Origin of the sequence: Faecalibacter macacae (assembly GCF_003687725.1) — a bacterium.
GTDB classification, from domain to species: Bacteria; Bacteroidota; Bacteroidia; order Flavobacteriales; family Weeksellaceae; genus Empedobacter; species Empedobacter macacae.
Genome location: NZ_RDOJ01000003.1, coordinates 236,641 through 258,016, shown reverse-complemented (window position 1 = coordinate 258,016; position 21,376 = coordinate 236,641). Strand labels below are relative to the sequence as shown.

23 protein-coding genes are annotated in these 21,376 nt (G+C 29.4%); 14 read left to right on the top strand and 9 right to left on the bottom strand.

Translation table 11 applies throughout. The annotated features are described in order from the left end of the window. Nucleotides 1-549 precede the first annotated feature (549 nt). The 6 genes from EAH69_RS03815 to EAH69_RS03790 all read left to right on the top strand — a co-directional run bounded on the left by EAH69_RS03815 (nucleotide 550) and on the right by EAH69_RS03790 (nucleotide 8,953). Nucleotides 550-921 carry a BlaI/MecI/CopY family transcriptional regulator gene (locus EAH69_RS03815; RefSeq protein WP_121933857.1) on the top strand — a complete coding sequence of 124 codons (372 nt, stop codon included), beginning with the start codon at nucleotides 550-552 and terminating at the stop codon, nucleotides 919-921. 153 nt (nucleotides 922-1,074) lie between these two features. Then, nucleotides 1,075-2,727: a M56 family metallopeptidase gene (locus EAH69_RS03810; protein ID WP_230466690.1), complete on the top strand. Its 1,653-nt coding sequence runs from the start codon at nucleotides 1,075-1,077 to the stop codon at nucleotides 2,725-2,727. Between the two features lie 185 nt (nucleotides 2,728-2,912). After that, a complete protein-coding gene (locus EAH69_RS03805) occupies nucleotides 2,913-3,500 on the top strand; it encodes a porin family protein (RefSeq protein ID WP_121933855.1) in 588 nt (195 codons plus the stop codon). Nucleotides 3,501-3,619: 119 nt separating this feature from the next. After that, entirely contained in the window at nucleotides 3,620-6,724 is a 3,105-nt protein-coding gene (locus EAH69_RS03800; protein ID WP_121933854.1) for a UvrD-helicase domain-containing protein, read from the top strand. After that, nucleotides 6,724-8,535, top strand: a complete 1,812-nt coding sequence (uvrC, locus tag EAH69_RS03795; protein WP_121933853.1) for an excinuclease ABC subunit UvrC — start codon at nucleotides 6,724-6,726, stop codon at nucleotides 8,533-8,535. The genes EAH69_RS03800 and uvrC overlap by 1 nt, the downstream gene beginning before the upstream one ends. Continuing rightward, complete coding sequence (locus EAH69_RS03790; protein ID WP_121933852.1) at nucleotides 8,510-8,953, top strand: hypothetical protein; 444 nt, start codon at nucleotides 8,510-8,512, stop codon at nucleotides 8,951-8,953. The genes uvrC and EAH69_RS03790 overlap by 26 nt, the downstream gene beginning before the upstream one ends. Nucleotides 8,954-9,297: 344 nt before the next feature. On the opposite strand, the gene gcvT is transcribed toward EAH69_RS03790, so the two are convergent. Together gcvT and EAH69_RS03780 are read right to left on the bottom strand one after the other, a co-directional pair. Then, entirely contained in the window at nucleotides 9,298-10,374 is a 1,077-nt protein-coding gene (gene gcvT, locus EAH69_RS03785) for a glycine cleavage system aminomethyltransferase GcvT (protein ID WP_121933851.1), read from the bottom strand. A gap of 78 nt (nucleotides 10,375-10,452) precedes the next feature. After that, on the bottom strand, nucleotides 10,453-10,815 hold the full coding sequence (locus EAH69_RS03780) for a hypothetical protein (RefSeq protein ID WP_121933850.1): 363 nt from the start codon (nucleotides 10,813-10,815) through the stop codon (nucleotides 10,453-10,455). A gap of 45 nt (nucleotides 10,816-10,860) precedes the next feature. On the opposite strand from EAH69_RS03780, the gene EAH69_RS03775 reads away from it, so the two are divergent. Both EAH69_RS03775 and EAH69_RS03770 read left to right on the top strand, forming a co-directional pair. Next, nucleotides 10,861-11,571 (top strand): YiiX/YebB-like N1pC/P60 family cysteine hydrolase, encoded by a 711-nt coding sequence (locus EAH69_RS03775; protein WP_230466689.1) that lies wholly within the window; start codon nucleotides 10,861-10,863, stop codon nucleotides 11,569-11,571. Nucleotides 11,572-11,589: 18 nt separating this feature from the next. Further along, nucleotides 11,590-11,775 carry a hypothetical protein gene (locus EAH69_RS03770; RefSeq protein WP_121933848.1) on the top strand — a complete coding sequence of 62 codons (186 nt, stop codon included), beginning with the start codon at nucleotides 11,590-11,592 and terminating at the stop codon, nucleotides 11,773-11,775. On the opposite strand, the gene EAH69_RS03765 is transcribed toward EAH69_RS03770, so the two are convergent. The 4 genes from EAH69_RS03765 to EAH69_RS03750 are packed head-to-tail and all read right to left on the bottom strand — an operon-like array spanning nucleotide 11,772 to nucleotide 13,905. Beyond that, nucleotides 11,772-12,224 (bottom strand): peroxiredoxin, encoded by a 453-nt coding sequence (locus tag EAH69_RS03765; RefSeq protein WP_121933847.1) that lies wholly within the window; start codon nucleotides 12,222-12,224, stop codon nucleotides 11,772-11,774. The two genes, EAH69_RS03770 and EAH69_RS03765, sit on opposite strands and share 4 nt — an antisense overlap. Before the next feature lies 1 nt (nucleotide 12,225). Then, nucleotides 12,226-12,636, bottom strand: a complete 411-nt coding sequence (locus EAH69_RS03760; RefSeq protein WP_121933846.1) for a 6-pyruvoyl trahydropterin synthase family protein — start codon at nucleotides 12,634-12,636, stop codon at nucleotides 12,226-12,228. Nucleotides 12,637-12,648: 12 nt separating this feature from the next. Next, nucleotides 12,649-13,164: an isopentenyl-diphosphate Delta-isomerase gene (gene idi / locus EAH69_RS03755; protein WP_121933845.1), complete on the bottom strand. Its 516-nt coding sequence runs from the start codon at nucleotides 13,162-13,164 to the stop codon at nucleotides 12,649-12,651. Nucleotides 13,165-13,191: 27 nt separating this feature from the next. After that, nucleotides 13,192-13,905, bottom strand: coding sequence for a biotin--[acetyl-CoA-carboxylase] ligase (locus tag EAH69_RS03750; RefSeq protein ID WP_121933844.1), 714 nt, complete (start codon nucleotides 13,903-13,905; stop codon nucleotides 13,192-13,194). Between the two features lie 94 nt (nucleotides 13,906-13,999). Here EAH69_RS03750 and rsfS point away from each other — a divergent pair, with 94 nt between their 5' ends. The 6 genes from rsfS to EAH69_RS03720 all read left to right on the top strand — a co-directional run bounded on the left by rsfS (nucleotide 14,000) and on the right by EAH69_RS03720 (nucleotide 18,922). Beyond that, entirely contained in the window at nucleotides 14,000-14,368 is a 369-nt protein-coding gene (rsfS, locus tag EAH69_RS03745) for a ribosome silencing factor (protein WP_121933843.1), read from the top strand. Nucleotides 14,369-14,396: 28 nt separating this feature from the next. After that, a complete protein-coding gene (gene ftsH, locus EAH69_RS03740; protein ID WP_121933842.1) occupies nucleotides 14,397-16,382 on the top strand; it encodes an ATP-dependent zinc metalloprotease FtsH in 1,986 nt (661 codons plus the stop codon). Between the two features lie 116 nt (nucleotides 16,383-16,498). Then, complete coding sequence (locus tag EAH69_RS03735) at nucleotides 16,499-17,107, top strand: hypothetical protein (RefSeq protein WP_121933841.1); 609 nt, start codon at nucleotides 16,499-16,501, stop codon at nucleotides 17,105-17,107. Then, nucleotides 17,104-17,955, top strand: coding sequence for a phosphatidate cytidylyltransferase (locus tag EAH69_RS03730; protein WP_121933840.1), 852 nt, complete (start codon nucleotides 17,104-17,106; stop codon nucleotides 17,953-17,955). The genes EAH69_RS03735 and EAH69_RS03730 overlap by 4 nt, the downstream gene beginning before the upstream one ends. Continuing rightward, the gene (locus EAH69_RS03725) at nucleotides 17,952-18,602 is read left to right on the top strand and encodes a phosphatidylserine decarboxylase family protein (RefSeq protein ID WP_121933839.1); all 651 of its coding nucleotides are present in this window, start codon (nucleotides 17,952-17,954) and stop codon (nucleotides 18,600-18,602) included. The genes EAH69_RS03730 and EAH69_RS03725 overlap by 4 nt, the downstream gene beginning before the upstream one ends. A gap of 83 nt (nucleotides 18,603-18,685) precedes the next feature. Next, nucleotides 18,686-18,922 (top strand): hypothetical protein, encoded by a 237-nt coding sequence (locus EAH69_RS03720; protein ID WP_121933838.1) that lies wholly within the window; start codon nucleotides 18,686-18,688, stop codon nucleotides 18,920-18,922. Nucleotides 18,923-18,959: 37 nt separating this feature from the next. Here the strand turns inward: EAH69_RS03720 and EAH69_RS03715 are convergent, their stop codons facing one another. Genes EAH69_RS03715 through EAH69_RS03705 form a run of 3 tightly spaced genes read right to left on the bottom strand, consistent with a single transcriptional unit; the run spans nucleotide 18,960 to nucleotide 21,358 of the window. Beyond that, nucleotides 18,960-19,577: a haloacid dehalogenase-like hydrolase gene (locus tag EAH69_RS03715; protein ID WP_121933837.1), complete on the bottom strand. Its 618-nt coding sequence runs from the start codon at nucleotides 19,575-19,577 to the stop codon at nucleotides 18,960-18,962. Further along, nucleotides 19,570-20,151, bottom strand: coding sequence for a phosphoribosyltransferase family protein (locus EAH69_RS03710; protein WP_121933836.1), 582 nt, complete (start codon nucleotides 20,149-20,151; stop codon nucleotides 19,570-19,572). The genes EAH69_RS03715 and EAH69_RS03710 overlap by 8 nt, the downstream gene beginning before the upstream one ends. Before the next feature lie 10 nt (nucleotides 20,152-20,161). Continuing rightward, nucleotides 20,162-21,358, bottom strand: coding sequence for a glycosyltransferase (locus EAH69_RS03705; RefSeq protein WP_121933835.1), 1,197 nt, complete (start codon nucleotides 21,356-21,358; stop codon nucleotides 20,162-20,164). Between the last annotated feature and the right edge of the window lie 18 nt (nucleotides 21,359-21,376).

The window sequence follows — 21,376 nt, the reverse complement described above, 5'->3', positions numbered from 1 at the left end:
TCTATTCTCTTCTTTTTTTTTATTACAATTTAAGATTTTCAAATCTAAAGGAACTTGTTTCAGCTTCGCATAATAATTGAATTAATACTGAAACATTTTGTTGGATAACAATTTCGTCAGTTCTAGTAAAAATCTTTGATTTTTATATCGAAAACTTAGACGAAAATGATATTCATTTTTTCCTTGTTGAAAAAACGAATCAAAAAAATCAAGGCTGAAAATCTATTCGACTAAAATTAAATCTCATTTCGGGAATGAATTAAATGATTCGCTTTCGCTCACTAATTCATTCTATTCCTTCATTCAATTTATTTTCTTCACGTCTTAGATTTAGATGCCATTTATTTCAGTTTAAAGAAATTTAATCAAAAAAAAGATTCTTCGCTAAAATGGCATTCCCTGTCGCCCTTATTTTGTCAACTACTTTTCATACAATCTAAAACCAAAACAATTAACCTTATAAACTCCAATTATTTACTAATTTTTTCTTAAAAAGTTGGTGATATTAAATTTTATTCTACATTTGTAGTGTTCTACAATTATAGAAGTATGAATTTATCAAAGAAAGAAGAAGAAGTAATGGAAGTAATTTGGTCGAAAGGAAAAGCTTACGCCAAAGATATTATTGATGCAGCTGCAGAACCTAAACCAGCTGCAACAACGATTGCTACGTTATTAAAACGTATGTACGATAAAGGATTTATCGATTATGAACAGCAAGGAAATTCTCGTTTATATTTTCCTTTGGTTAATAAAGATGATTATTTCTCTAAAGAAGTAAAAGGAATGATTTCTAATTTCTTTAATAATTCAGTTGCTCAATTTGCTTCGTTTTTCGCAAAATCGAATACAATGAGTGTAGAAGAATTAGAGAAATTAAGAGAAGTAATTGACAACGAAATCGATCGCAAAAAAAAGTAGCGTATGGTTGCTTATATTCTAAAATTTATTCTTTGTTCAGGATTTTTATATTCGTTTTATAAAGTATTTCTTGAACGTGAAAGCATGTACAAAATCAACCGATTTTATTTGCTGCTTTCGTTAATCTTTTCGTTGGTTGCTCCTTTCTACAAAATGGAACTTCCGATAACGATGGAAGAAACTAATCTTTCGCCTGAATTGTTGGCTTATTTACTAGCCAATCCTCAAGTATTGGAGCAAGAATCAGGTTGGAATTACGGAGAAATTTTCAATATATTTTACGGAATTATCGGTGTTGGATTATTCATCCGATTTGCATTAAATATTCTAATCATTAGCTATCGAATCAAACAAGATGAAAAATTCAAAATGGATGAAATCACGTATGTATTGGATCAAAAAACCGATCAACCGTTTAGTTTCTTAAATTACATCTTTCTTCCACAAGAAAATTACGAAGACATTCATCCGAATTTAATTCAGCACGAAAAGGCACATTGCATTCAAAGACACAGTTGGGATATTGTATTTATCGAATTATTTCAGATTATATTCTGGTTCAATCCTTTTATCTATCTCTATAAAAAATCAATCAAATTAAATCACGAATTTTTGGCTGATGAATATGTTTTACAAAATGACGTCGACGTAAAAACCTATCAACACCAAATTTTATATTGCATTGCGACTCAATCTCAAAACTCAGTTGCAAGTCATTTCAATTTTATTTTAACCAAAAAAAGACTATTAATGATGACCAAACATACATCAAAAAGAAAAGTACGCATCTTATCATTCGCTACATTTCCATTTATATTTAGTGCATTTGTTTTATTTAGTCAAAAATCATTTGCACAAGAAGTTGAACTAAACGCTAAAAAAGTAGAAAAAGTTTTGGACAATAAAGTCAAAGTTATTAACCTTGGAATTAGCACAGATGGTTCAAAAACTGACACAATCAAAAAAATTAAAACCTATTCTTATACTTTGAAAGGAAACGATACTATCGCCAAAAATGTAAAAGAGATTGTGATAAATGATAACGATTTTAAAAATATTCAACCATCTGAAATCGCTGTCATGAATGTTAATAAAAATGATAATTCAATCCAGATTATAAAAAACAATAAGGATACATTAAAATATTATGTAAAATCAAATTTTATTGAAGATTCTTCTCCAATCTTGAAATTAGATAATATAAAATTAAATGAAATTCTTACCCCAGCAATCAAGGCGAAATTGAAAGATATTAATGTGAATAATTTTGCAGGAATAGAAATGATTAATAGAAATGGAACTAAAGTAATCAAAGTTGAAGATAAAATTCTTGTATTCGATTCGAAAGATAAATTAATTAGTCAATCTTCAGTTCCGTCAAAAAACGAAACAATTGTTATTGATGATAACACTTTAAAAGAATTAAAAAATATTCCTCCTATTAATAATAGATTATCATTTGTTGTTCCGTCAAAAGGTAAAATAGAAGTTAAAAATGGATTTTCAGTTTATAAAGATAAAGACGGTGTTGAATATAAGATTTTGAACACAGAAATTGATCCTATTTATATCACCAAAAAAATTGATAAACAAGAATTAGAAAAAGAAGTTAAATCTTTATTGAAAAATAATGGAGAATTTAAAATTACAACTGGTCAACCTTATACAGTGTCAAGTTTTTACATAGAAACTGAACCGAAAACAAAAGAACAAATCTCTAAAGAACTTGATCAATTAAAATCGAAAGAAAAAGAAACTAAAAAACGAATCAAAGAACTAGAAAAACAACAAAAGAAATTAAAGTAATTTCTTATAACACTTATTAAGGAAGTCTATTCGGCTTCCTTTTTTTATTCTTCAATTAAATAATATTTCTAAAAAAACTAGTTTACATTAAATTTACACTGAATAAAAATAAATTTATTTAATTCTGATATTAATCATTTAAAATCAACTAATAATCAATATATCTTTGTAGCAAAATAAAAATAATGAAAAAATTAATTTTAGCTGTAACTTTATTAGCTTTTGGAGCTAATGTAAATGCACAAGAACAAACAGGTTTAGAAAACAAATGGTTCGTGATGGGACAAGCAGGATACTCATCTACAAATGAAGGTGATTCTCAATCTTACTCTATTTTACCAGCTGTAGGAAACTTTGTAACTTCTGATATCGCAATCGGAGCAGCTGTTGGTTATGTTGGTTCAAAAAGTGGTGAATCTCAAAATCAAATAAAAAATAATTTATTTATAATTCAACCATTCGCAAGAAAATATTGGTCAATTTCTAATAACTTTCACATCTTCGGACAAGCTGCAATTCCTGTAGGTTTCGGAAATAATAAATATGAAGTTTATAATTATACTGAAAAAATTAAATATACTACTTACGGAATCGAAGTTGCACCTGGATTTGATTACTTCTTCTCTCCAAACTGGTCTTTAGAAGCTACTTTCGGATTATTAGGATGGAATGCTGTTAAACCTGAAGAAGGTGACGCAGTAAATACTTTCAATTTCGGAATCAATTCTGGTCTAATCGATGGTGTTAAAGTTGGTATTAAATACATTTTTTAAAATCAATATAATAATATAAAAAGGAAGCTAATTACGCTTCCTTTTTTTATGCGACATCGTTTGGCTTACAAATTTCATAATCTTGTTTAGAATTATTAACTTTCTAAAAATTTATTGATTTGTTACAAGCAGGCGATTTTAAGATTTACAATGCTTCTGCCGGAGCAGGTAAAACCTACACATTAGTTAAAGAATTTATTTCGTTGTTATTGAAGGATGAAAGTGTTTATCGTTTCGAACATATTTTGGCGATTACTTTCACCAACAAAGCAGCTAATGAAATGAAAGAACGTATCATCGAAACTTTAGAAGAATTAGCTGATACTTCTAAAACTTTTGATGATTATATTTTAACGCTTTCCGCTGAATTAAATCTTGAACCTACCATTATTCAAGAACGTTCGCGTAAAATCTTAATTGCCATTCTGCACAATTATTCAAAATTTTCAATTTCTACGATTGATAAATTCAACTTACGTTTGATGAAATCTTTTGCTCAAGATTTAGGACTTTCAATGAATTTTGATGTCGAGATGAATACGCAAGAAATCATCGAAGAATCGGTAGATTTATTGTATTCTAAAATCGGAGAAGATCAAAAATTAACGGAAACTATGATTTCTATCGCCATTGATAATATGGACGATAACAAATCGTGGGATATTCGTAAATCGCTTTCTTCTGATACCGTAAACATCTCCAATGATCGAAATCTAGAACAATTAGAAAATCTACGAAATGTTTCTTTAGATGATTTTGTTGCTTATAGAAAAACAATTTTTGATGATGTAAAAACTTTAAAAGAAGGTATTAAATTAGTTGGTGATTCATTTTTCGAAATCTTAAAAGCAAATGGAATTTCAGCAAACGAACTTCCCGGGAAATCTCGCGGAGTAGCAGCATTTTTTACCAAATTGCAAAAATATGACGGAGCTGGAATTATTCAACCTACAGATGCAAATATCAAAGATATTGAAGGTGGATATTTAGATAAAGTGAAAGATGCAACGGCTGAACAAATCTTTCCAGATATCAAAGCATTATTTGTACATGCACAATCTATCAATGACAAATTGATTTTACTTTCTAACATTCAGAAAAATATATCTTCAATTTCATTAATCAATGAAGTAGAAAAATCATTAGAATCAATCAAAAAAGAATCGAATGTTTTATTAATTAACGAGTTCAATACCAAAATCAGTAAACATCTTCGCGATCAACCAGCCAACTTTATCTACGAACGAATCGGAAGTCGTTATAATCATTATTTTATTGACGAGTTTCAGGACACTTCTACCCTGCAATGGCAAAATTTTGATCCTTTGATTGAAAATGCACGCGCTCAATCCGACACCATTATGTTAGTTGGCGACGCAAAACAATCCATTTATCGTTGGCGTGGAGGAAATCCTGCACAAATGATTGGATTAATCGAAAATAAAGAAGATTTAAACATCAAGGTTCAAGAATTAGACACCAATTGGCGAAGCCACGAAAATATCATTCAATTCAATAACGAATTATACTCATACATTGCGCCTCAATTAAATTTAGAAGGATTTCAGCAATTATATAAAGACGGAAATAAACAAAATTCTAATTTCCGTAAAGATGGTTACGTTCACATTCAATTTATTGAACAATTAGAACGTTCTAAAGATCAATTTAAAGAAGAAAATTTAACCTATGTTTTGGATTATATCAACCAATGTAAAGCAAATGGATTTTCGTTAAGTGATATTGCAATTTTGGTTCGTAGTAATGCGCAAGGAATTGCTATTGCAAAACATTTAACCGAAAACGAAATTGTTGTAATCTCTAACGAGGCTTTATTATTAAAGAATTCGTACGAAATTCAATTATTAGAATACTTGTTCAAGATTGCTGCAAATCAATTGGACGAACAAAGTAAAATTCGTTTTATAATGGTTGCTTATGAGTTAGAATTGTTTGCTTCTGACGATTTAACCTCTACTATCGAAAAAGCAATTAACAATAAATTAGACGGATTTTTAAACTTGATGAAAGAATTAAACATTGATTTAACTTTTATCAAAAATGAAAATTTATCGTTGTATGATTTTACAGAAAAAGCCATTCGTGCTTTAAATCTAGAAGAAAAATCACCGGCTTACATTCTTACTTTTTTAGATGTTATTTTAGAATATACATCTAAAAATGAATCTGATTTAAATTCGTTTTTAGAATATTGGCAAACTGCAAAAGATAAATCATCAGTTAAAACGCCAAAAGGTGTTGATGCAGTACAAATTATGACGATTCATAAATCGAAAGGATTAGAATTCCCAGTTGTAATTATTCCGTTTTTAGATTGGACTCCAAAAAATAATAAAATTTGGATTCCTTTAGAAAAAACAGAAGTAAATCCGTTTGATAATTTCTATTTAGGAATTAACAACGATTTAAAAACAATTCAAAACGAATCAATTCGAACTGCAATTCAAGAGGAAGAAAATCTTGTTCAAATGGACGAAATTAACACCTTGTATGTAGCGACAACTCGTGCTAAAGAACAATTATTTTTGATTGCTTTAAAACCGAAAGAAACTTCCAAAACCAAAACTATTGCAAATTATATTCAAGATTATGTTTCGTCTAAAGGCGTTACAGAGGATACTGCAATATTATTTGGAACACCAAAACGATTAAGTGAAATTAAAACCAAACCAAACGATTCAACTGAAATTAAACTTCATTCGTTGGATTGGAATAATAAATTATCAGTTAATACAAATTCTGAACGTTCGCAGAAAAAATTAGAATTAACAGAATATGCCAATGCAATACATAATGTATTAGCGCAAATAAAAACTACGGATGATGTTGATAAAGCAATTGAATTAGAACATCAGCGTGGAACAATTTCTGCAGAAAACTTACAAAGGATAAAAAAAGGAATTGAAATTATTCTGTCCGATTCAGTTTTAGTTCCGTATTTTGCAAAAGGATTAAAAGTGCTAAACGAGCGTGATTTTATTGATGCAAGTGGTGAAATATTTCGTGCCGATCGTATTGTAATTGACAATGAAAATAATTGTACCATTATCGATTACAAAACTGGTCAACCCGAAACAACACATCATTTTCAAATCAATCAATACGCAAGTTTTTTCCAACAATTAGGATATACAATCAAAGAAAAATTATTGATTTATATTGATGAAGCACACGAAAAAGTAAATATTGTTGCAGTTGATTAATGAACGAGAACGTTAAATTAAAATTAGCCTCATTACCCGAAACTCCAGGAGTTTATCAATATTATAATAAAAATGGGGATTTATTATACGTCGGAAAAGCTAAAAACTTAAAACGACGTGTCAATTCTTATTTCAATAAAACACATGACTCTAATCGCCTGCGCGTGTTGGTTAAAAACATTGACAACATCGAGACGATTAATGTCAATTCTGAATATGATGCTCTTTTATTAGAAAATAATTTAATCAAAGAGCATCAACCGCGTTACAATATCTTACTTAAAGATGATAAAACCTATCCTTGGATTTGCATCAAAAAAGAACGATTTCCTCGAATTTTTTCGACAAGAAATGTAATCAAAGATGGTTCTGAATATTTTGGTCCATATTCTAACATTAGAACGATGAAAGTTTTATTGGGTTTGATCAAAGATTTATACCAAGTACGTAGTTGTAGTTATGATTTAAGTGAAAAGAATATTGAAAATCATAAATTCAAAGTTTGTTTAGAATACCATATTGGAAATTGTTTAGGACCATGTGAAAATCATCAAACTGAAGAAGATTACAATGAACAAATAGACGCAATTCGTAATATTATTAAAGGTGAATTTAGCGAAGCTAAAAACTATCTTATTGATAAAATGACGAAATATGCGTCTAATCTTGAATTTGAAAAAGCACAAATCGTAAAAGATAAATTAGATGCTTTAGTAAATTATCAAGCAAAATCTACAATTGTCTCTCCGACGATTACAAATGTTGATGTGTTTTCAATTACTTCTGACGAAGAATACGCCTACATCAATTTTATGAAAATTTATCAAGGTGCTATTATCCAATCGCATACCGAAGAATGGAAGAAAAAATTAGAAGAATCTGACGAAGATTTATTGGAACGCGCAATTATTGATTTTTCGGAAAGATTTAATCTAAATTCAAAAGAAATTTATGTCCCATTTGAGTTGAGTATCGAAATTCCATTCAGAAAAATAATCGTACCCAAAATCGGAGAAAAGAAACATATCATTGATTTATCGCTTAAAAACACAAGAATATTTCGTTTAGAACAATTAAAACAGACAAAAATCGTAGATCCTGATCGTCATACAAATCGTATCATGAGTCAGATGAAAACTGATTTACGTTTACCCGTTGAACCTAGACATATCGAAGGTTTTGATAACTCGAATATCCAAGGAACAAATCCAGTTTCGGCTTGTGTTGTTTTTAAAGACGGAAAACCAAGCAAAAAAGATTACAGAATTTTTAATGTAAAAACTGTAGAAGGTCCGAATGATTTTGCTACTATGGAAGAAGTAATCTATCGTCGTTATTCTCGTGTTTTAGCTGAAGGCGAAGCATTACCAGATTTGATTTTGATAGATGGTGGAAAAGGTCAATTAAGTTCAGCATTAAATTCGATAGATCGATTAGGATTAAGAGGAAAAGTATCTGTTATCGGAATTGCTAAACGTTTGGAAGAAATTTATTATCCAGGAGATCCTTATCCTTTATATTTAGATAAAACGTCTGAAACCTTAAAAGTATTACAACACGTTCGTGATGAATCACACCGATTTGGGATTACTCGTCATAGAAACAGAAGAAGTAATAATGCATTTAAATCTGAATTAGACGATATTCCTGGTGTAGGGCCGCAAACAATTAAAGAATTATTAACAAATTTTAAGACTGTACAAAAAATAAAATCTGCATCTTTGGAAGAATTAACCAACATAATCGGGAAATCCCGTGCAGAAAAAATAAAAGCGTATTTTTCAAATGAAAACAATGCCAATATTGGATAGAGATTTAACATCTTTGTTAAATAACTCTAAATTACAAACTGTTTTAGCTATCATTCCTTTAGCTATTTTCATCTTAGCAATGCTAAGTTATTTCGTAATTTTCTTTTCACTATTCGGAACTATAGATTCTCAATTAGGACACGAAGGAGCTTCAAAATCAATGTTAGTTTCCTTACTAGGAAATCTTGTTATTTTTATTTTCTTAGTGTTTTTAGGATTCTTCTTAGGTGTTATTTCATTTATATATTATGTTGTACATGCTGTTAAAAATCCTAATTTAATGGAAAGCGATGATCGTTTATTATGGATTTTAGCCATTATCCTTGGAAATGGAATTGGAGTTTTCGTTTACTGGATATATCAAATAAAGAAAAAAGACCCTCGTCCTATCATTGATTTATACGACGAAGATTTATAATATATAAAACTGCTTATCTTTTCTGTTAAGCAGTTTTTTTATAAGAAAAAGAAAAATCCCATCGACTACTCGATGGGATTTCTTAATTCATAATTAGTGTTAATTCCTTTCCTATAGACAATTTCAGGAACTGTGTTACACAAATATAGATTTCATTTTTTATTAAAACATAATGAAAAGTTAACTAAATATTAAAATAATTAAATATTTATATTATTTACAATAATACCATAAATAAAAAAACAATATATAATAATTAAATACATTTTATTAACAATACTTCAAAACAAAAAAAAAGGCTATTCATATATGGATTAGCCTTTTCTATTTTTTTTAGATATATTTTAAACGAAAGGTAATTTAACAACCTCTGCTAAAACATTTTTATCACGAATCTGAATTCTAATATTTGTACCAACTTTAGCAAAATCTACATGTACGTAAGCTAAGCCAATACCTTGTTTTAACATTGGTGATTGAGTTCCTGATGTTACAATACCAATTGTATTTTCATAATCATCAACAACTTTATAATCATGACGAGGAATTCCTCTTTCAATCATTTTGAAACCTACTAATTTCTTCTCAACTCCTGCTTCTTTCTGAGTTTTTAAAATATCAGAAGAAATAAATCCTGTATCTAATTTAGTTACCCAACCTAAACCAGCTTCTAACGGAGTAGTTTCGTCATTGATATCATTTCCGTATAAACAGTAACCTTTTTCTAAACGTAATGTATCACGAGCAGCTAAACCACAAGGTTCAATCTCGTATGCCTTACCAGCTTCCATTACTTTATCCCACATTCCTTCAGCTTGATCATTCATAAAATAAATTTCAAAACCTCCAGAACCAGTGTAACCTGTTGCAGAAATAATAACATTATCAAAACCTGCAAATGTTCCAATAGCAAAGTGATAGAAAGGAATTTCAGCTAATTTAATATCTGTTAAAGATTGCATCGCCTCAATTGCTTTAGGACCTTGAATTGCTAATAAAGACATATCGTCTGATTTATTAGTTAACTCAACACCAAAAGTATTGTGCTTGTTCATCCATTCCCAATCTTTATCAATATTAGAAGCGTTTACTACAGCTAACCATTCGTCATCAGCAATTTTGTAGATAATTAAGTCATCAACAATACCACCTTTTTCATTTGGCATTGCATTGTATTGCGCTTGACCAATTGCTACTTTCGTTACATCATTTGTTAATAAATATTGTAATAAATCAGTTGCTTTTTCACCTTTTAAAAAGAATTGTCCCATGTGAGAAACGTCGAAAACCCCTACTTTTTCACGAACTACAAAGTGTTCTTGGTTTACACCTGCGTACTGAACTGGCATTTCATATCCAGCAAAAGGAACCATTTTCGCACCTAAATCTTTGTGCTTTTGGTTTAATGCAGTTAATTTCATGTTATGTTTGCTTGTTTTATTAATTCTTCCAAAAATAAGGAATTTTATTGGCAAAGTAAACAAACTTACATAATCAGTCTATCGAATTTTATGAACTATTTTTAGTTTTCCTGAAGTTGCTTTATACGGATCGAAACTAAATCTTGAAGTCCCAGATTCAAACTCATTTTTAAACTTTACACTTATATCACCTACTAGCTTTACTTCTTTACAAGTTTCGCAAGGTTTTACAATAATTGTATCGTTAACTTCTCCTTTTAGTCGTACAATTTGATAAGTATAATCTTTATTTTTATTTCCTGGAATAGAGTTATTAACAATTGCATTAAAATCGTTGATAAAGAAAACATCACGACCTTGATTACCACCTACAATAATTGCAACACCAAGTCCAATTAATAGTAGTATAATTGTAGTTGTTAAACCCTTTTTATAATCCATAAACTATACCTTTATAATAGAGTTTAAAAATACAAATAATTACGAATGAAAAAAATAATAAATGTTTTTCTTATATTAATATTGTCTTTATTCTTTTTTAATATGAATAGTTGTACTAAAAATATATCATTACCGATAGATCCTAACTCTGAAAAAAGTTCAAATTCATCAATATCAATAAAAAATTTATATAATGGTGATTTGATTTTTGTTGGAGCGCAAATAGAAGAACTTTCGGGTGCGATAAATCGTGTAACACAGATTTCCGAAAAACGAAATTATGACCATATTGGATTGATTGAAATAACAAATGATTCTATTTTCGTGTTACATGCCGCTCCATTTGGCGGATCACAACGCGAAGAAATCAATCATTTCTACCATTCGCAAACCGAAAAAAATAATAAGATTGTAATATATCGTTTGAAAGCTGAATTTCAACACACAATTCCGGATGCGATTATAACTGCAAAATCAATGTTAGGAAAATCATATAATTGGGAATATATTTTGAATGATGAAACACTTTATTGTTCAGATTTTATTGAACGTTCTTTTAGAAAAGATTCTATTTTTGAATTAATTCCTATGAATTTTACCAATCCAAAAACTGGTAAAATTGATGATTTTTGGATAGAGTTTTACAGAAAAAAGAACTTAAATGTTCCACAAGACGAACCTGGAACAAATCCAAATCAGTTAGCTGAATCTGAAAAGTTACAAGAAATTGGATCTTTATTGATCTTAAAGAAATAGAAAAGTTATCTTTGTTAAATGAAACAAAATTTATTTTTAACAGGAGTTTTCTTCATCGTGTTATTCGGAATGAAATACCTTTTTGATAAAAGTGATATGACTTCTATGTTGATTTATTCACTTATTGGAGCAGCTATATTTTTCGTATACAGAACTTTTATCAGAACATGGTTTATTAATAGAAATAAAAAAGACCAAGATTAATTTTCTTGGTCTTTTTTTATTGCTTGTAATGCTTCTTCTATATGTAAATCAGCTCTATTTGATGCGATATGTTTAATTAATTTTCCTTCTTTATTAAACACGAATGTTTCTCGTGGTGTAATTAATCCAAAAGTCTTTTTTACTCCTAATCGTTTCGTTAAAACTGCATTTTTATCTGAAAGTAATGGATAATTTAAATCGTGTTTCTTCACAAATTTATCATGAGAAGAAGTCGATTGACCGTTTATTCCCAAAATAATAGCGTCTAACTGATCAAATTCTGTTTTTATATCTCTAAAACTACACGCTTCTTTGGTACAACCTGGCGTAAAATCCATCGGGTAAAAAAACAAAACAAAGTATTTCTTATGTAAATATTCGTCCGAATTAAACCAGTTTCCTTTGTTATCTTCCAAAGAAAATGACGGAATGTGTTCTCCTAATTTCATATTAATCTCCTTCGTATTCTACGTAATTTCTTGGTGTTTCGTAAAGTGTAACTTTTAATTCTAAATCATTATTCAATTTTGCTCGTATTCGATTCCAAATTAAAACAACAATATTTTCTGCTGTTGGATTTATCGTTTTAAAATATTCAATATCTAAATTTAAATTTTTATGATCTAAATATTCCTCTACTTCATCTTCAATAATTCTTCTTAAAACATCAAGATTCATCACAAATCCACTTTCTGGATCAACCTCACCTTTTACACTAACAATCAATTCGTAATTGTGTCCATGGTAATTAGGATTTGAACATTTCCCAAAAACTTCACGATTCTTTTCATCACTCCAATTTGGATTATTTAATCGGTGTGCGGCATTAAAATGTGCCTTACGGTTAATTGTTACTTTCATTTGTGCTAAAATTTATGCTTCGATATGTGAAATATATTGATCAAAAATAATCTTAAACCAAGCGGTATAATTTTGTGGATTTTTTTGCATGTCTTTTTTTAGATCATCCATTTCTACCCAACGATAAGCCATCACTTCTTCCGTATTCATTTTTGGTTCTCCATCATAAGTTCCAATAAAAACATGATCTAACTCGTGTTCTGTTAAACCATTATCTAAATTGGCTCTATAAATAAAATGAAATTTATACGATAAATCGCAATCAAATCCCATTTCTTCCTCCATTCTACGATGAGCAGCTTGTTCGTAGGTTTCATTTTCACGTGGATGACTACAACATGTATTAGTCCACAAAGTTGGCGAATGATATTTTGAGGCAGCACGCTGTTGTAACATTAACTCTCCTTTAGAATTAAAAACAAACACAGAAAAAGCACGATGAAGTAAACCAGCTACATGAGCTTGCTGTTTTTCCATCAAACCTAATTCCTTATCCTCGCGATTAACCAATACTACATATTCTTCCATAACACAAAAATACTTTATTAAAGACGATTAAAAAACAAGTTCTATCTGTTTATGTAAAAATTCGCGTCTTTCTTCATTTATTTCAATAATTAAAGTACCTCTATTCGTTGCTTCTCTTATAATACCTTTTACTTCTACTCCATTTTCAATAAATGTAGAAACTACATCTTTTCTAAATAAATTATTGTTGTAAAAAGTACTAATTTCAACAAAACTTTTACTTTCAATTAAATGGTATTCATCTTTAAAAGTATGAATCATATCTTCTAAAATAGTCAATATGTCATATGTTTTGTCAGTTTCTTTTGCCAAAGAAGTTGCTTTAGGTAAATGATTAAAATCAGTTTCATTCAAATTTACACCGATTCCAATCACTGAACTCATAATATTTTTTGACTTAGAATTTTCAACTAAAACTCCACAAACTTTTTTGCTATTAAGAATTATATCATTGGGCCATTTTATCTCAAACCCTTTACTATATTGACTTAGCGATTTGTATATAGAATTAGCAATCCATTGATTTAAATAAATCAACTCCATATATTCTAAATCACTTTTTATCAATAAACTAAAGGTTAAATTTTTATTTCCTTCTTCTATCCATCTATTTCCTGCATAACCTCTTCCATTGGTTTGATTATAGGTATGTATGACAGTCCAAGAGTTGGCATCTTTTTTGGATAATTCAGATAAATAATCATTCGTATTTGGAAGTGTATCAAATGTGATAATTTTCATTTTTCTCGACTTGATTAAATAAGTGGTTAAAGTTATTTTAAAATCTTTAATTATTCCCTAAGATTAATTAAATTTGCCGTTTACATAATATAAGATGATAGATACACAATATACAAAAGACTTATTGGATAGCATTGTTGATGGAATTACAAATGTTAAGGGAGAAGAAATTACAATTTTAGATTTAAGAGAAATTGAAAATGCATTTGCTCAATATTTCGTAATTTGTAATGGTAAGTCAAACACACAAGTTAGTGGTATTGCAGCTTCAATTGAAAGAACTGTAAAAACTGAAATGCACGAGAGACCTTACAGCGTTGAAGGTACTCAAAACAAACACTGGATTTTAATGGATTACACGAATGTAATCGTTCATATCTTCCAAGACGAATACAGAGGATTCTACGACATCGAAGGTTTATGGGGTGATGCAGTAGAAACTCGTATCGAAATGAACTATTAATCGAATTTAAAACGAAACCAAAAAGAAATTGAAAAAAAATAATTTTAAACCCAAAGGTTTTAATCCAACATGGATTTATGCCATAATTGGATTAATTCTAATTGGCTTCTTTCTGTTTGTTCCTAGCATTAGTGGACAAACTAAAAACTTAGACCGCGGAACGTTTAATTCTTACATACAAAAAGGATACATTGACCAGGTTGATTTAGATTTAGAAAGTAATAAAGTTGGGGTTTATTTATCTGATGCTGCATTAAATACTGAAGAATTTAAGCAATTTAAAAATCAAGAATCTAATTTTCCTACTTTAAGTAGTGGTGTAAGTCCTAATTTCTCTTTTACAGTTGCCGATGCTGGTAATTTTGAAAAAGAATTTAACGAAATCGTTGCTAAAAGTCCAAACAAAAATGTAAAGTTAAATACTAAAACTCCTGATGCTTTCAGTAAAATGTTTATTCAAATTTTAATTTGGATGGCGTTTATTGGAGTAATCTACTTCTTCTTATTCCGTAAGATGGGTGGATCAGGTGGCGGAGGCCAAGGTGGAATTTTTAACGTTGGAAAATCTAAAGCTAAATTATTTGAAGGGGAAGATCATATCAAAACAACTTTCAAAGATGTAGCTGGATTAGAAGGTGCTAAAGAAGAAATCGAAGAAATTGTAGAATTTTTACGTAACCCTGAAAAATTTACAAAATTAGGAGGTAAAATTCCTAAAGGTGCATTATTAGTAGGACCTCCAGGTACAGGTAAAACATTATTAGCAAAAGCTGTAGCAGGTGAAGCAAAAGTTCCTTTCTTTTCTTTATCTGGATCTGATTTCGTTGAGATGTTTGTAGGTGTAGGTGCTTCTCGTGTACGTGATTTATTCAAAAATGCAAAAGAAAAATCTCCTTCAATTATCTTTATTGATGAGATTGATGCAATTGGACGTGCTCGTGGAAAATCTAATTTTTCAGGATCAAACGACGAACGCGAAAATACATTAAACCAATTATTAACAGAGATGGATGGTTTCGGTACTGAAGCAAATGTAATTGTACTTGCTGCTACTAACCGTGCTGATATCTTAGATAAAGCATTAACTCGTCCTGGTCGTTTTGACCGTACAGTTCATGTTGATTTACCAGAATTAAATGAGCGTAAAGAAATTTTCAAAGTTCACTTACGTCCATTAAAATTAGGTGAAGATGTTGATGTTGATTTCTTAGCAAAACAAACTCCAGGTTTCTCTGGTGCAGATATCTTTAATGTTTGTAACGAATCAGCTTTAGTTGCTGCTCGTAAAAACAAAGAAGTGGTAGAAAAACAAGATTTCTTAGATGCAGTTGACCGTATTATTGGTGGACTTGAAAAGAAAAGTAAAGTAATTAAACCACAAGAAAAGAAACGTATCGCTTACCACGAAGCTGGTCACGCAGCTATTGGTTGGTTAACAGAGCATGCCGCTCCGTTAGTTAAAGTAACTATTGTTCCTCGTGGACGTTCTTTAGGTGCCGCTTGGTATTTACCAGAAGAAAGACAAATTACTACAACAGAGCAAATGTTAGACGAAATGTGTACAACAATGGGTGGACGTGCTGCCGAAGAAGTTGTTTTCGGTGACATTTCTACTGGAGCTTTAAGTGATTTAGAAAAAGTTACAAAACAAGCCAACGCAATGATTACCATTTATGGTTTAAACAAAGAAGTTGGTAACATTTCTTATTATGACTCATCAGGTCAAAATGAATACGGATTCTCTAAACCTTATTCAGAAGTAACTGCTCAATTAATCGATCGCGAAATTAAAGCGATGATTGAAGGTCAATATGAAAGAGCAAAAGATATTTTAAGAGCTAATCGCGATAAAGTAGATTTACTTGCTCAGAAATTAATTGACAAGGAAGTTATCTTTAAAGAAGATTTAGAAGAAATTTTTGGTCCAAGGCCTCATCAAGAGGTGACAATTGAAGAAGAAAAACCTACAGTTGTTGAAGAACCAAAAACTGAAACAGAAATCATAAACGAATAATATTTCTTTAAAAAACACATCTTAGGATGTGTTTTTTTATTTCCTGCTTTTTTAATTAATAAAAATCACTAACTTTAAACACTTAATTGATGTTTTGTATAAAAACATGGTAATTCATGTGGAAAGCTATTAAAAAACTATTAAATAAAAACACTAAAGAGGATGCTGAAGAAACCAACAAAAACGTTGATATTTTCGGGCAAGACAACTCTATTCCTGAAACTTCTTTAGACGAATTATTTGCTACGAATTTTAATGCAGGTGGTGGTCATTTCCTTTATTGTGGAAATGAAGAAGAAGCACTTCATAACCTTCATCAAATAATCAAATACGAAAACGCTTCGAAAGTAATTTGTGTAGATCCTAACTTACAAACCAAGTTAGAAAAAATTGATATTTCATACTCATTAAATCCGACGGAATTACCACAAGGTTTCTCATTTCTAAATTGTGAATTTCTTTGTGCATATGACGGAAGTATAATGATATCCGCACACCAAACAGCCGGAAGAAAAGTTGAAGAATTTCCTTTAAACTTTATTATTTGGGCAAAACCAAAGCAATTTGCGCTTAATTTGAGCGATGCTTTACAAAAATTAAAATCTTTAAAAAAAGACAATCTACCATCAAACATTACTTGTATTAGAGGAAAGGATATGCACAGTTTTAGTTCTATTCCTAACGCAAAGAATATTTATCTATTATTGGTAGACGATTTATCATGAAAAATTTTATCCCCAGAGCAATCTCCGGAATAATTTACGCTCTCGTTATCTTTTTAGGTACCACAATTCACCCTTACGGTTTAATAGGTTTAATGTTTTTATTCGCAGGGTTTTCCCTTTACGAGTTTATAAAATTAACAGGATTATCAGATAAACTTTATCTTATCGGAAGTATTGTCGCTTCTATCTTCTTATTCATATTATTTGGAAAAGAATTCTTATCTGTTTTTGAAAGCGGTGATAATCATTTTGATTTCTTCTTAAATTCAAAATCATTAATTGCTCCTGTATTATTTACAATTGCTGCATTTACTATATTTTTCTCGACAAGAGAATTAAAAAATGATTTCGCGAAAGCTACTTTAGCGGTAGTTTATGTTGTACTTCCTTTTATACTTGCATTTACGATTCCTACATTCGGTTTTAACCTTGGTGAAAATAAAATGTACCCTGAATTGTTATTTGTATTTATTCTATTGTGGACAAGTGATTCTTTTGCGTACATCGCTGGAAACTTATTTGGAAAGCACAAATTTGCTCCAAAAATTTCAGGTGCAAAAACATGGGAAGGATTTGCAGGCGGGTTCATATTCACTATTTTAGGAGGATATATTATCGAAACTTACTTTGATCAAAACATTAAAATAGATTGGACTATCATTGGAGTTATCATAGCGTTTTTTGGACCTATCGGTGACTTAGCTGAATCAAAATTAAAACGATTTTTCGGTGTAAAAGACAGTGGAAACCTAATTCCAGGTCACGGAGGTTTTTTAGATAGATTAGATAGTTTTATATTTGTGGTTCCGTTTATCTATTTATATTATTTATTAGTATACACTTTATGAAACTTCACAGAGAAGGTACATCCATTTTAATTGGATGCTTGGTATTATTTGCAGTGATAACTGTTGCGTTGGGATATTATCTTCCATCGTATGGAATTTTATTATCACTACCGTTTTGGATTTTATTCGGATTCATTGTTTGGTTCTTTAGAAATCCTATCAGAGAAACAGACTCTTCAGAAAATTGTATCATTGCTCCAGTAGATGGAAAAGTTGTAGTTTTAGAAGAAGTATACGAACCTGAAATTTTAAAGGAAAAATGTATTCAGTTATCTATTTTCATGACTCCTTTAAATGTTCACGTTACACGTTATCCTGTAAATGGAAAAGTAACATTTTCTAAATATCATCCAGGAAAATTCTTAGTTGCATTTCATCCGAAATCATCAGAATTAAACGAAAGAACAACAGTTGTTGTACAAACTAAAAACAACACGAAAGTAGTATTCCGTCAAATTGCTGGTGCAGTTGCTCGTCGTATTGTAAATTACTCTAAAGAAGACGATAAAGCTGTTGCTGGACAAGAATACGGATTTATTAAATTTGGTTCTCGTGTCGATATTTATTTACCATTAGGTACTCAAATCGATGTGAAAATTGGAGATATCACAAAAGGTGGTATTCAGAAGATAGGCGAATTAAAATAAAATTTCTTTAAAACGAACATTTTAGTTAATTTTGTATATCATTTTTTAGAATTAAAAATATCTTTTACATAAAAGTTGTAGACATGAAAAAATTAGGATTTTTAGCAGTAGTTGCTATGTTAGCTGTTTCTTGTTCTTCTAAACCAGGAGGAAATCATGGAGTTTTACCTGTAGAACACGATGCATACACTGCAGATGACGTACACCACCGCACTGAAGCTATCGCTGGTGGTCACCACGGTGAAGAACACAAAGAAGAGGTAAAAACTGACTCTGCTGCTGTTGTAGTTGAAGAAGTAATAACTGATTCTGTAAAATAATAATATGAAAAAGCTGGATTTTAAAATCCAGCTTTTTTTATATTATTTTAATTTCTTTATTATAAGTTTCTTTAAACTTTCTGTAAGATTCTTTATCAGGCGAAACTAAAATCAATTGATTAGCTTGTTGAGCTAATGCATAATCATCAAAAGAATCTGTATAAAATAGATCTATTTCTTCTGAAAATTTTATAAATCCACTTTGGATTAAATTTTTCCTCTTTTCCTCTTTATAATTTCCTGAAAATTGATTCCCTTTAAGATTTGCTCCAATCACTAAAAATTGATGATTGGGAAATATTTGATTAATTGTAGCTTTTAAATAATGTTCGGGAGCTGCTGATGAAATTGCGATTTTATAATTCTGATTTTTAAGTTGAGTCAATTCATTGATACATTTTTCATTTTTGAAATTTGAAATAAATTTTGCAAAAATAAGATGATACTTTTCTTCTAATTCTACTTTCAATAAATCTGATTTAAACTGATCGTGTGAGATTATTTTAGAAATTTTTCTCTTCCAAAGTAATTGAACAATTTCTGATTTAAAATCTAATTTAACAGTCGAATAAGTAATTACAAACACAATCCAAATAGGAAATGTATTTACAGTTACCAATGTTTTATCAAAATCAAATACTGCTTTCTTATCCATCTAATGACCAAGGAAATCGGATTAATACATCTTTATACAAATAAAAATCTGGCGTTACAATTGCGTTATTACTTGTAATAACTACAGCCAAACTTTTTACTTTAGTAGTTTTAACTGCTAAACTCTGAACATAATTATTTACTTTTTGTAAAGTAACTCCAGAATCTACTGCATCATCAACAATTACAATCTTATCATAAAGATTAAAATTTATAATCTCGTCTAAAATAATTTCTCTGTTATATTCGATTGATTTTTTAGTCAGAAAATAATGTTCAACATTTCGTAATAAATCTAAAATAATAACAGGTGAAATTTTAAAAATAGTTTGAATAAAAGCCTTTCTAAATTCATTTTTCTTTTTAACCGAAGTCGATGGTCTTTGACATTTGATGAATTTTAAATCAACTTGATTAGCTGAATTCCTCAATACTTGAAAAACATTTTCAGCAAGATAAACACCTCCTTCCTTGATTCCTAAAACCAATATTTTTGATGAATCATTTTTCCAATCCTTTAGAGTATTTTCTAAAAAATCATCAAAATTTTTCTGCTCAAAATTTATTACTTTCATCAAAATTAGTTTATTGCTTTAACCAATCGTCGTAATAATTGACAATCGAATTTTCTTTTGTTTGTATTCTTGAAGTAAATTTATCTAAATAGTTCGAATATGAGTTATTGGAATTCAATAATTCATGAAGATAATCTATTTCTAATTCTTCAGCTTTTAAAATTTCGTTTTCGTAACCACTTCCTTCAGCTCCTTCAAAATCAGAAATAATCGGAATTTTATTTTCCAAAGCTTCAATTAATTTAGTTTTTACACCACTTTCATTTTCAGAAAAATTCAAAAAGAACTTCGCATCTTGATATAAGTTTTGTAATTCTTCATTACTGACATTAAACTTAAATGAAATATTTTCAGAAAAGCTAAAACTATTTTTAACTAAATCTTCCCTTTTTTCTGAAGAGCATTTTCCTGCAATTACAATTTTAAAAGAAGTTAAATTATGCTTCACTAAAAATGAATTCATCTTTTTTAATGCCTTTAGATTATCATCTAAATCTAAATTCCCGATGTAAAAAAAGTCTAACGGTTTATTAGAATTCTGAATCGGATTAGTTGCAGTTTGGTAAATTGGTAATAAACGATGAATTGTATCTATTTTCGATTTATGATGAAAATTCAATTTATCTTTTTCAGAGATGTAAAGAAATCCCTTGAAAAAATTACTGTTTAAAATCTGAGATTCATAAATTGTATACTTCCAACTTTCACTCAAGAAAAATAATGTTTTTAGACCATTTGATGCTTTAAACATATTTTTATAATACGCAGCTTCATCATTGTGTAATCTCAACCAAAATTCTGGTTGAAGATTTCTTTGATCAAAAATAGAAATCAATTGCTTTATTGATTTAGTTGTTTTCATATGTTCAACCAAAACAACTTTGTAATTCTCCGTTTTAAGAAAATTAATCGACGAAAAATCAATCGAACGAACCTCAACTGAAAAAGGTTTTAATTTGAATAATTTTAAAGCTTTTAAAGGCGAAACTTTAATCAATTCTATATGATAATATTCGATTATCGTTTTATTCTGTTTTATAAATTTTTCGAAATATTGTTTTCTATCTTCATCAAAACAAGTACAAATTAAATCAACTTTTAAATTTCTCGAATTAAAATATTCAAACTTTCTTTCAATATCAATCACACCTCCATAATTCGACGGATATGGAGTATCAAAACAAACAATTAGAATTTTATTTTGCATAATGGATTGATTTAAATA

Coding starts and splice junctions, on each gene's coding strand:
- EAH69_RS03735 (WP_121933841.1), top strand. CDS start 16,499: ATGTGGAAAGCTATTAAAAAACTATTAAATAAAAACACTAAAGAGGAT.
- EAH69_RS03725 (WP_121933839.1), top strand. CDS start 17,952: ATGAAACTTCACAGAGAAGGTACATCCATTTTAATTGGATGCTTGGTA.
- EAH69_RS03775 (WP_230466689.1), top strand. CDS start 10,861: ATGAAAAAAATAATAAATGTTTTTCTTATATTAATATTGTCTTTATTC.
- uvrC (WP_121933853.1), top strand. CDS start 6,724: ATGAACGAGAACGTTAAATTAAAATTAGCCTCATTACCCGAAACTCCA.
- rsfS (WP_121933843.1), top strand. CDS start 14,000: ATGATAGATACACAATATACAAAAGACTTATTGGATAGCATTGTTGAT.
- EAH69_RS03805 (WP_121933855.1), top strand. CDS start 2,913: ATGAAAAAATTAATTTTAGCTGTAACTTTATTAGCTTTTGGAGCTAAT.
- EAH69_RS03760 (WP_121933846.1), bottom strand. CDS start 12,636: ATGAAAGTAACAATTAACCGTAAGGCACATTTTAATGCCGCACACCGA.
- EAH69_RS03765 (WP_121933847.1), bottom strand. CDS start 12,224: ATGAAATTAGGAGAACACATTCCGTCATTTTCTTTGGAAGATAACAAA.
- EAH69_RS03815 (WP_121933857.1), top strand. CDS start 550: ATGAATTTATCAAAGAAAGAAGAAGAAGTAATGGAAGTAATTTGGTCG.
- EAH69_RS03710 (WP_121933836.1), bottom strand. CDS start 20,151: ATGAAAGTAATAAATTTTGAGCAGAAAAATTTTGATGATTTTTTAGAA.
- EAH69_RS03750 (WP_121933844.1), bottom strand. CDS start 13,905: ATGAAAATTATCACATTTGATACACTTCCAAATACGAATGATTATTTA.
- EAH69_RS03720 (WP_121933838.1), top strand. CDS start 18,686: ATGAAAAAATTAGGATTTTTAGCAGTAGTTGCTATGTTAGCTGTTTCT.
- EAH69_RS03810 (WP_230466690.1), top strand. CDS start 1,075: ATGGAACTTCCGATAACGATGGAAGAAACTAATCTTTCGCCTGAATTG.
- EAH69_RS03730 (WP_121933840.1), top strand. CDS start 17,104: ATGAAAAATTTTATCCCCAGAGCAATCTCCGGAATAATTTACGCTCTC.
- EAH69_RS03770 (WP_121933848.1), top strand. CDS start 11,590: ATGAAACAAAATTTATTTTTAACAGGAGTTTTCTTCATCGTGTTATTC.
- EAH69_RS03790 (WP_121933852.1), top strand. CDS start 8,510: ATGAAAACAATGCCAATATTGGATAGAGATTTAACATCTTTGTTAAAT.
- idi (WP_121933845.1), bottom strand. CDS start 13,164: ATGGAAGAATATGTAGTATTGGTTAATCGCGAGGATAAGGAATTAGGT.
- EAH69_RS03780 (WP_121933850.1), bottom strand. CDS start 10,815: ATGGATTATAAAAAGGGTTTAACAACTACAATTATACTACTATTAATT.
- EAH69_RS03715 (WP_121933837.1), bottom strand. CDS start 19,577: ATGGATAAGAAAGCAGTATTTGATTTTGATAAAACATTGGTAACTGTA.
- gcvT (WP_121933851.1), bottom strand. CDS start 10,374: ATGAAATTAACTGCATTAAACCAAAAGCACAAAGATTTAGGTGCGAAA.
- EAH69_RS03705 (WP_121933835.1), bottom strand. CDS start 21,358: ATGCAAAATAAAATTCTAATTGTTTGTTTTGATACTCCATATCCGTCG.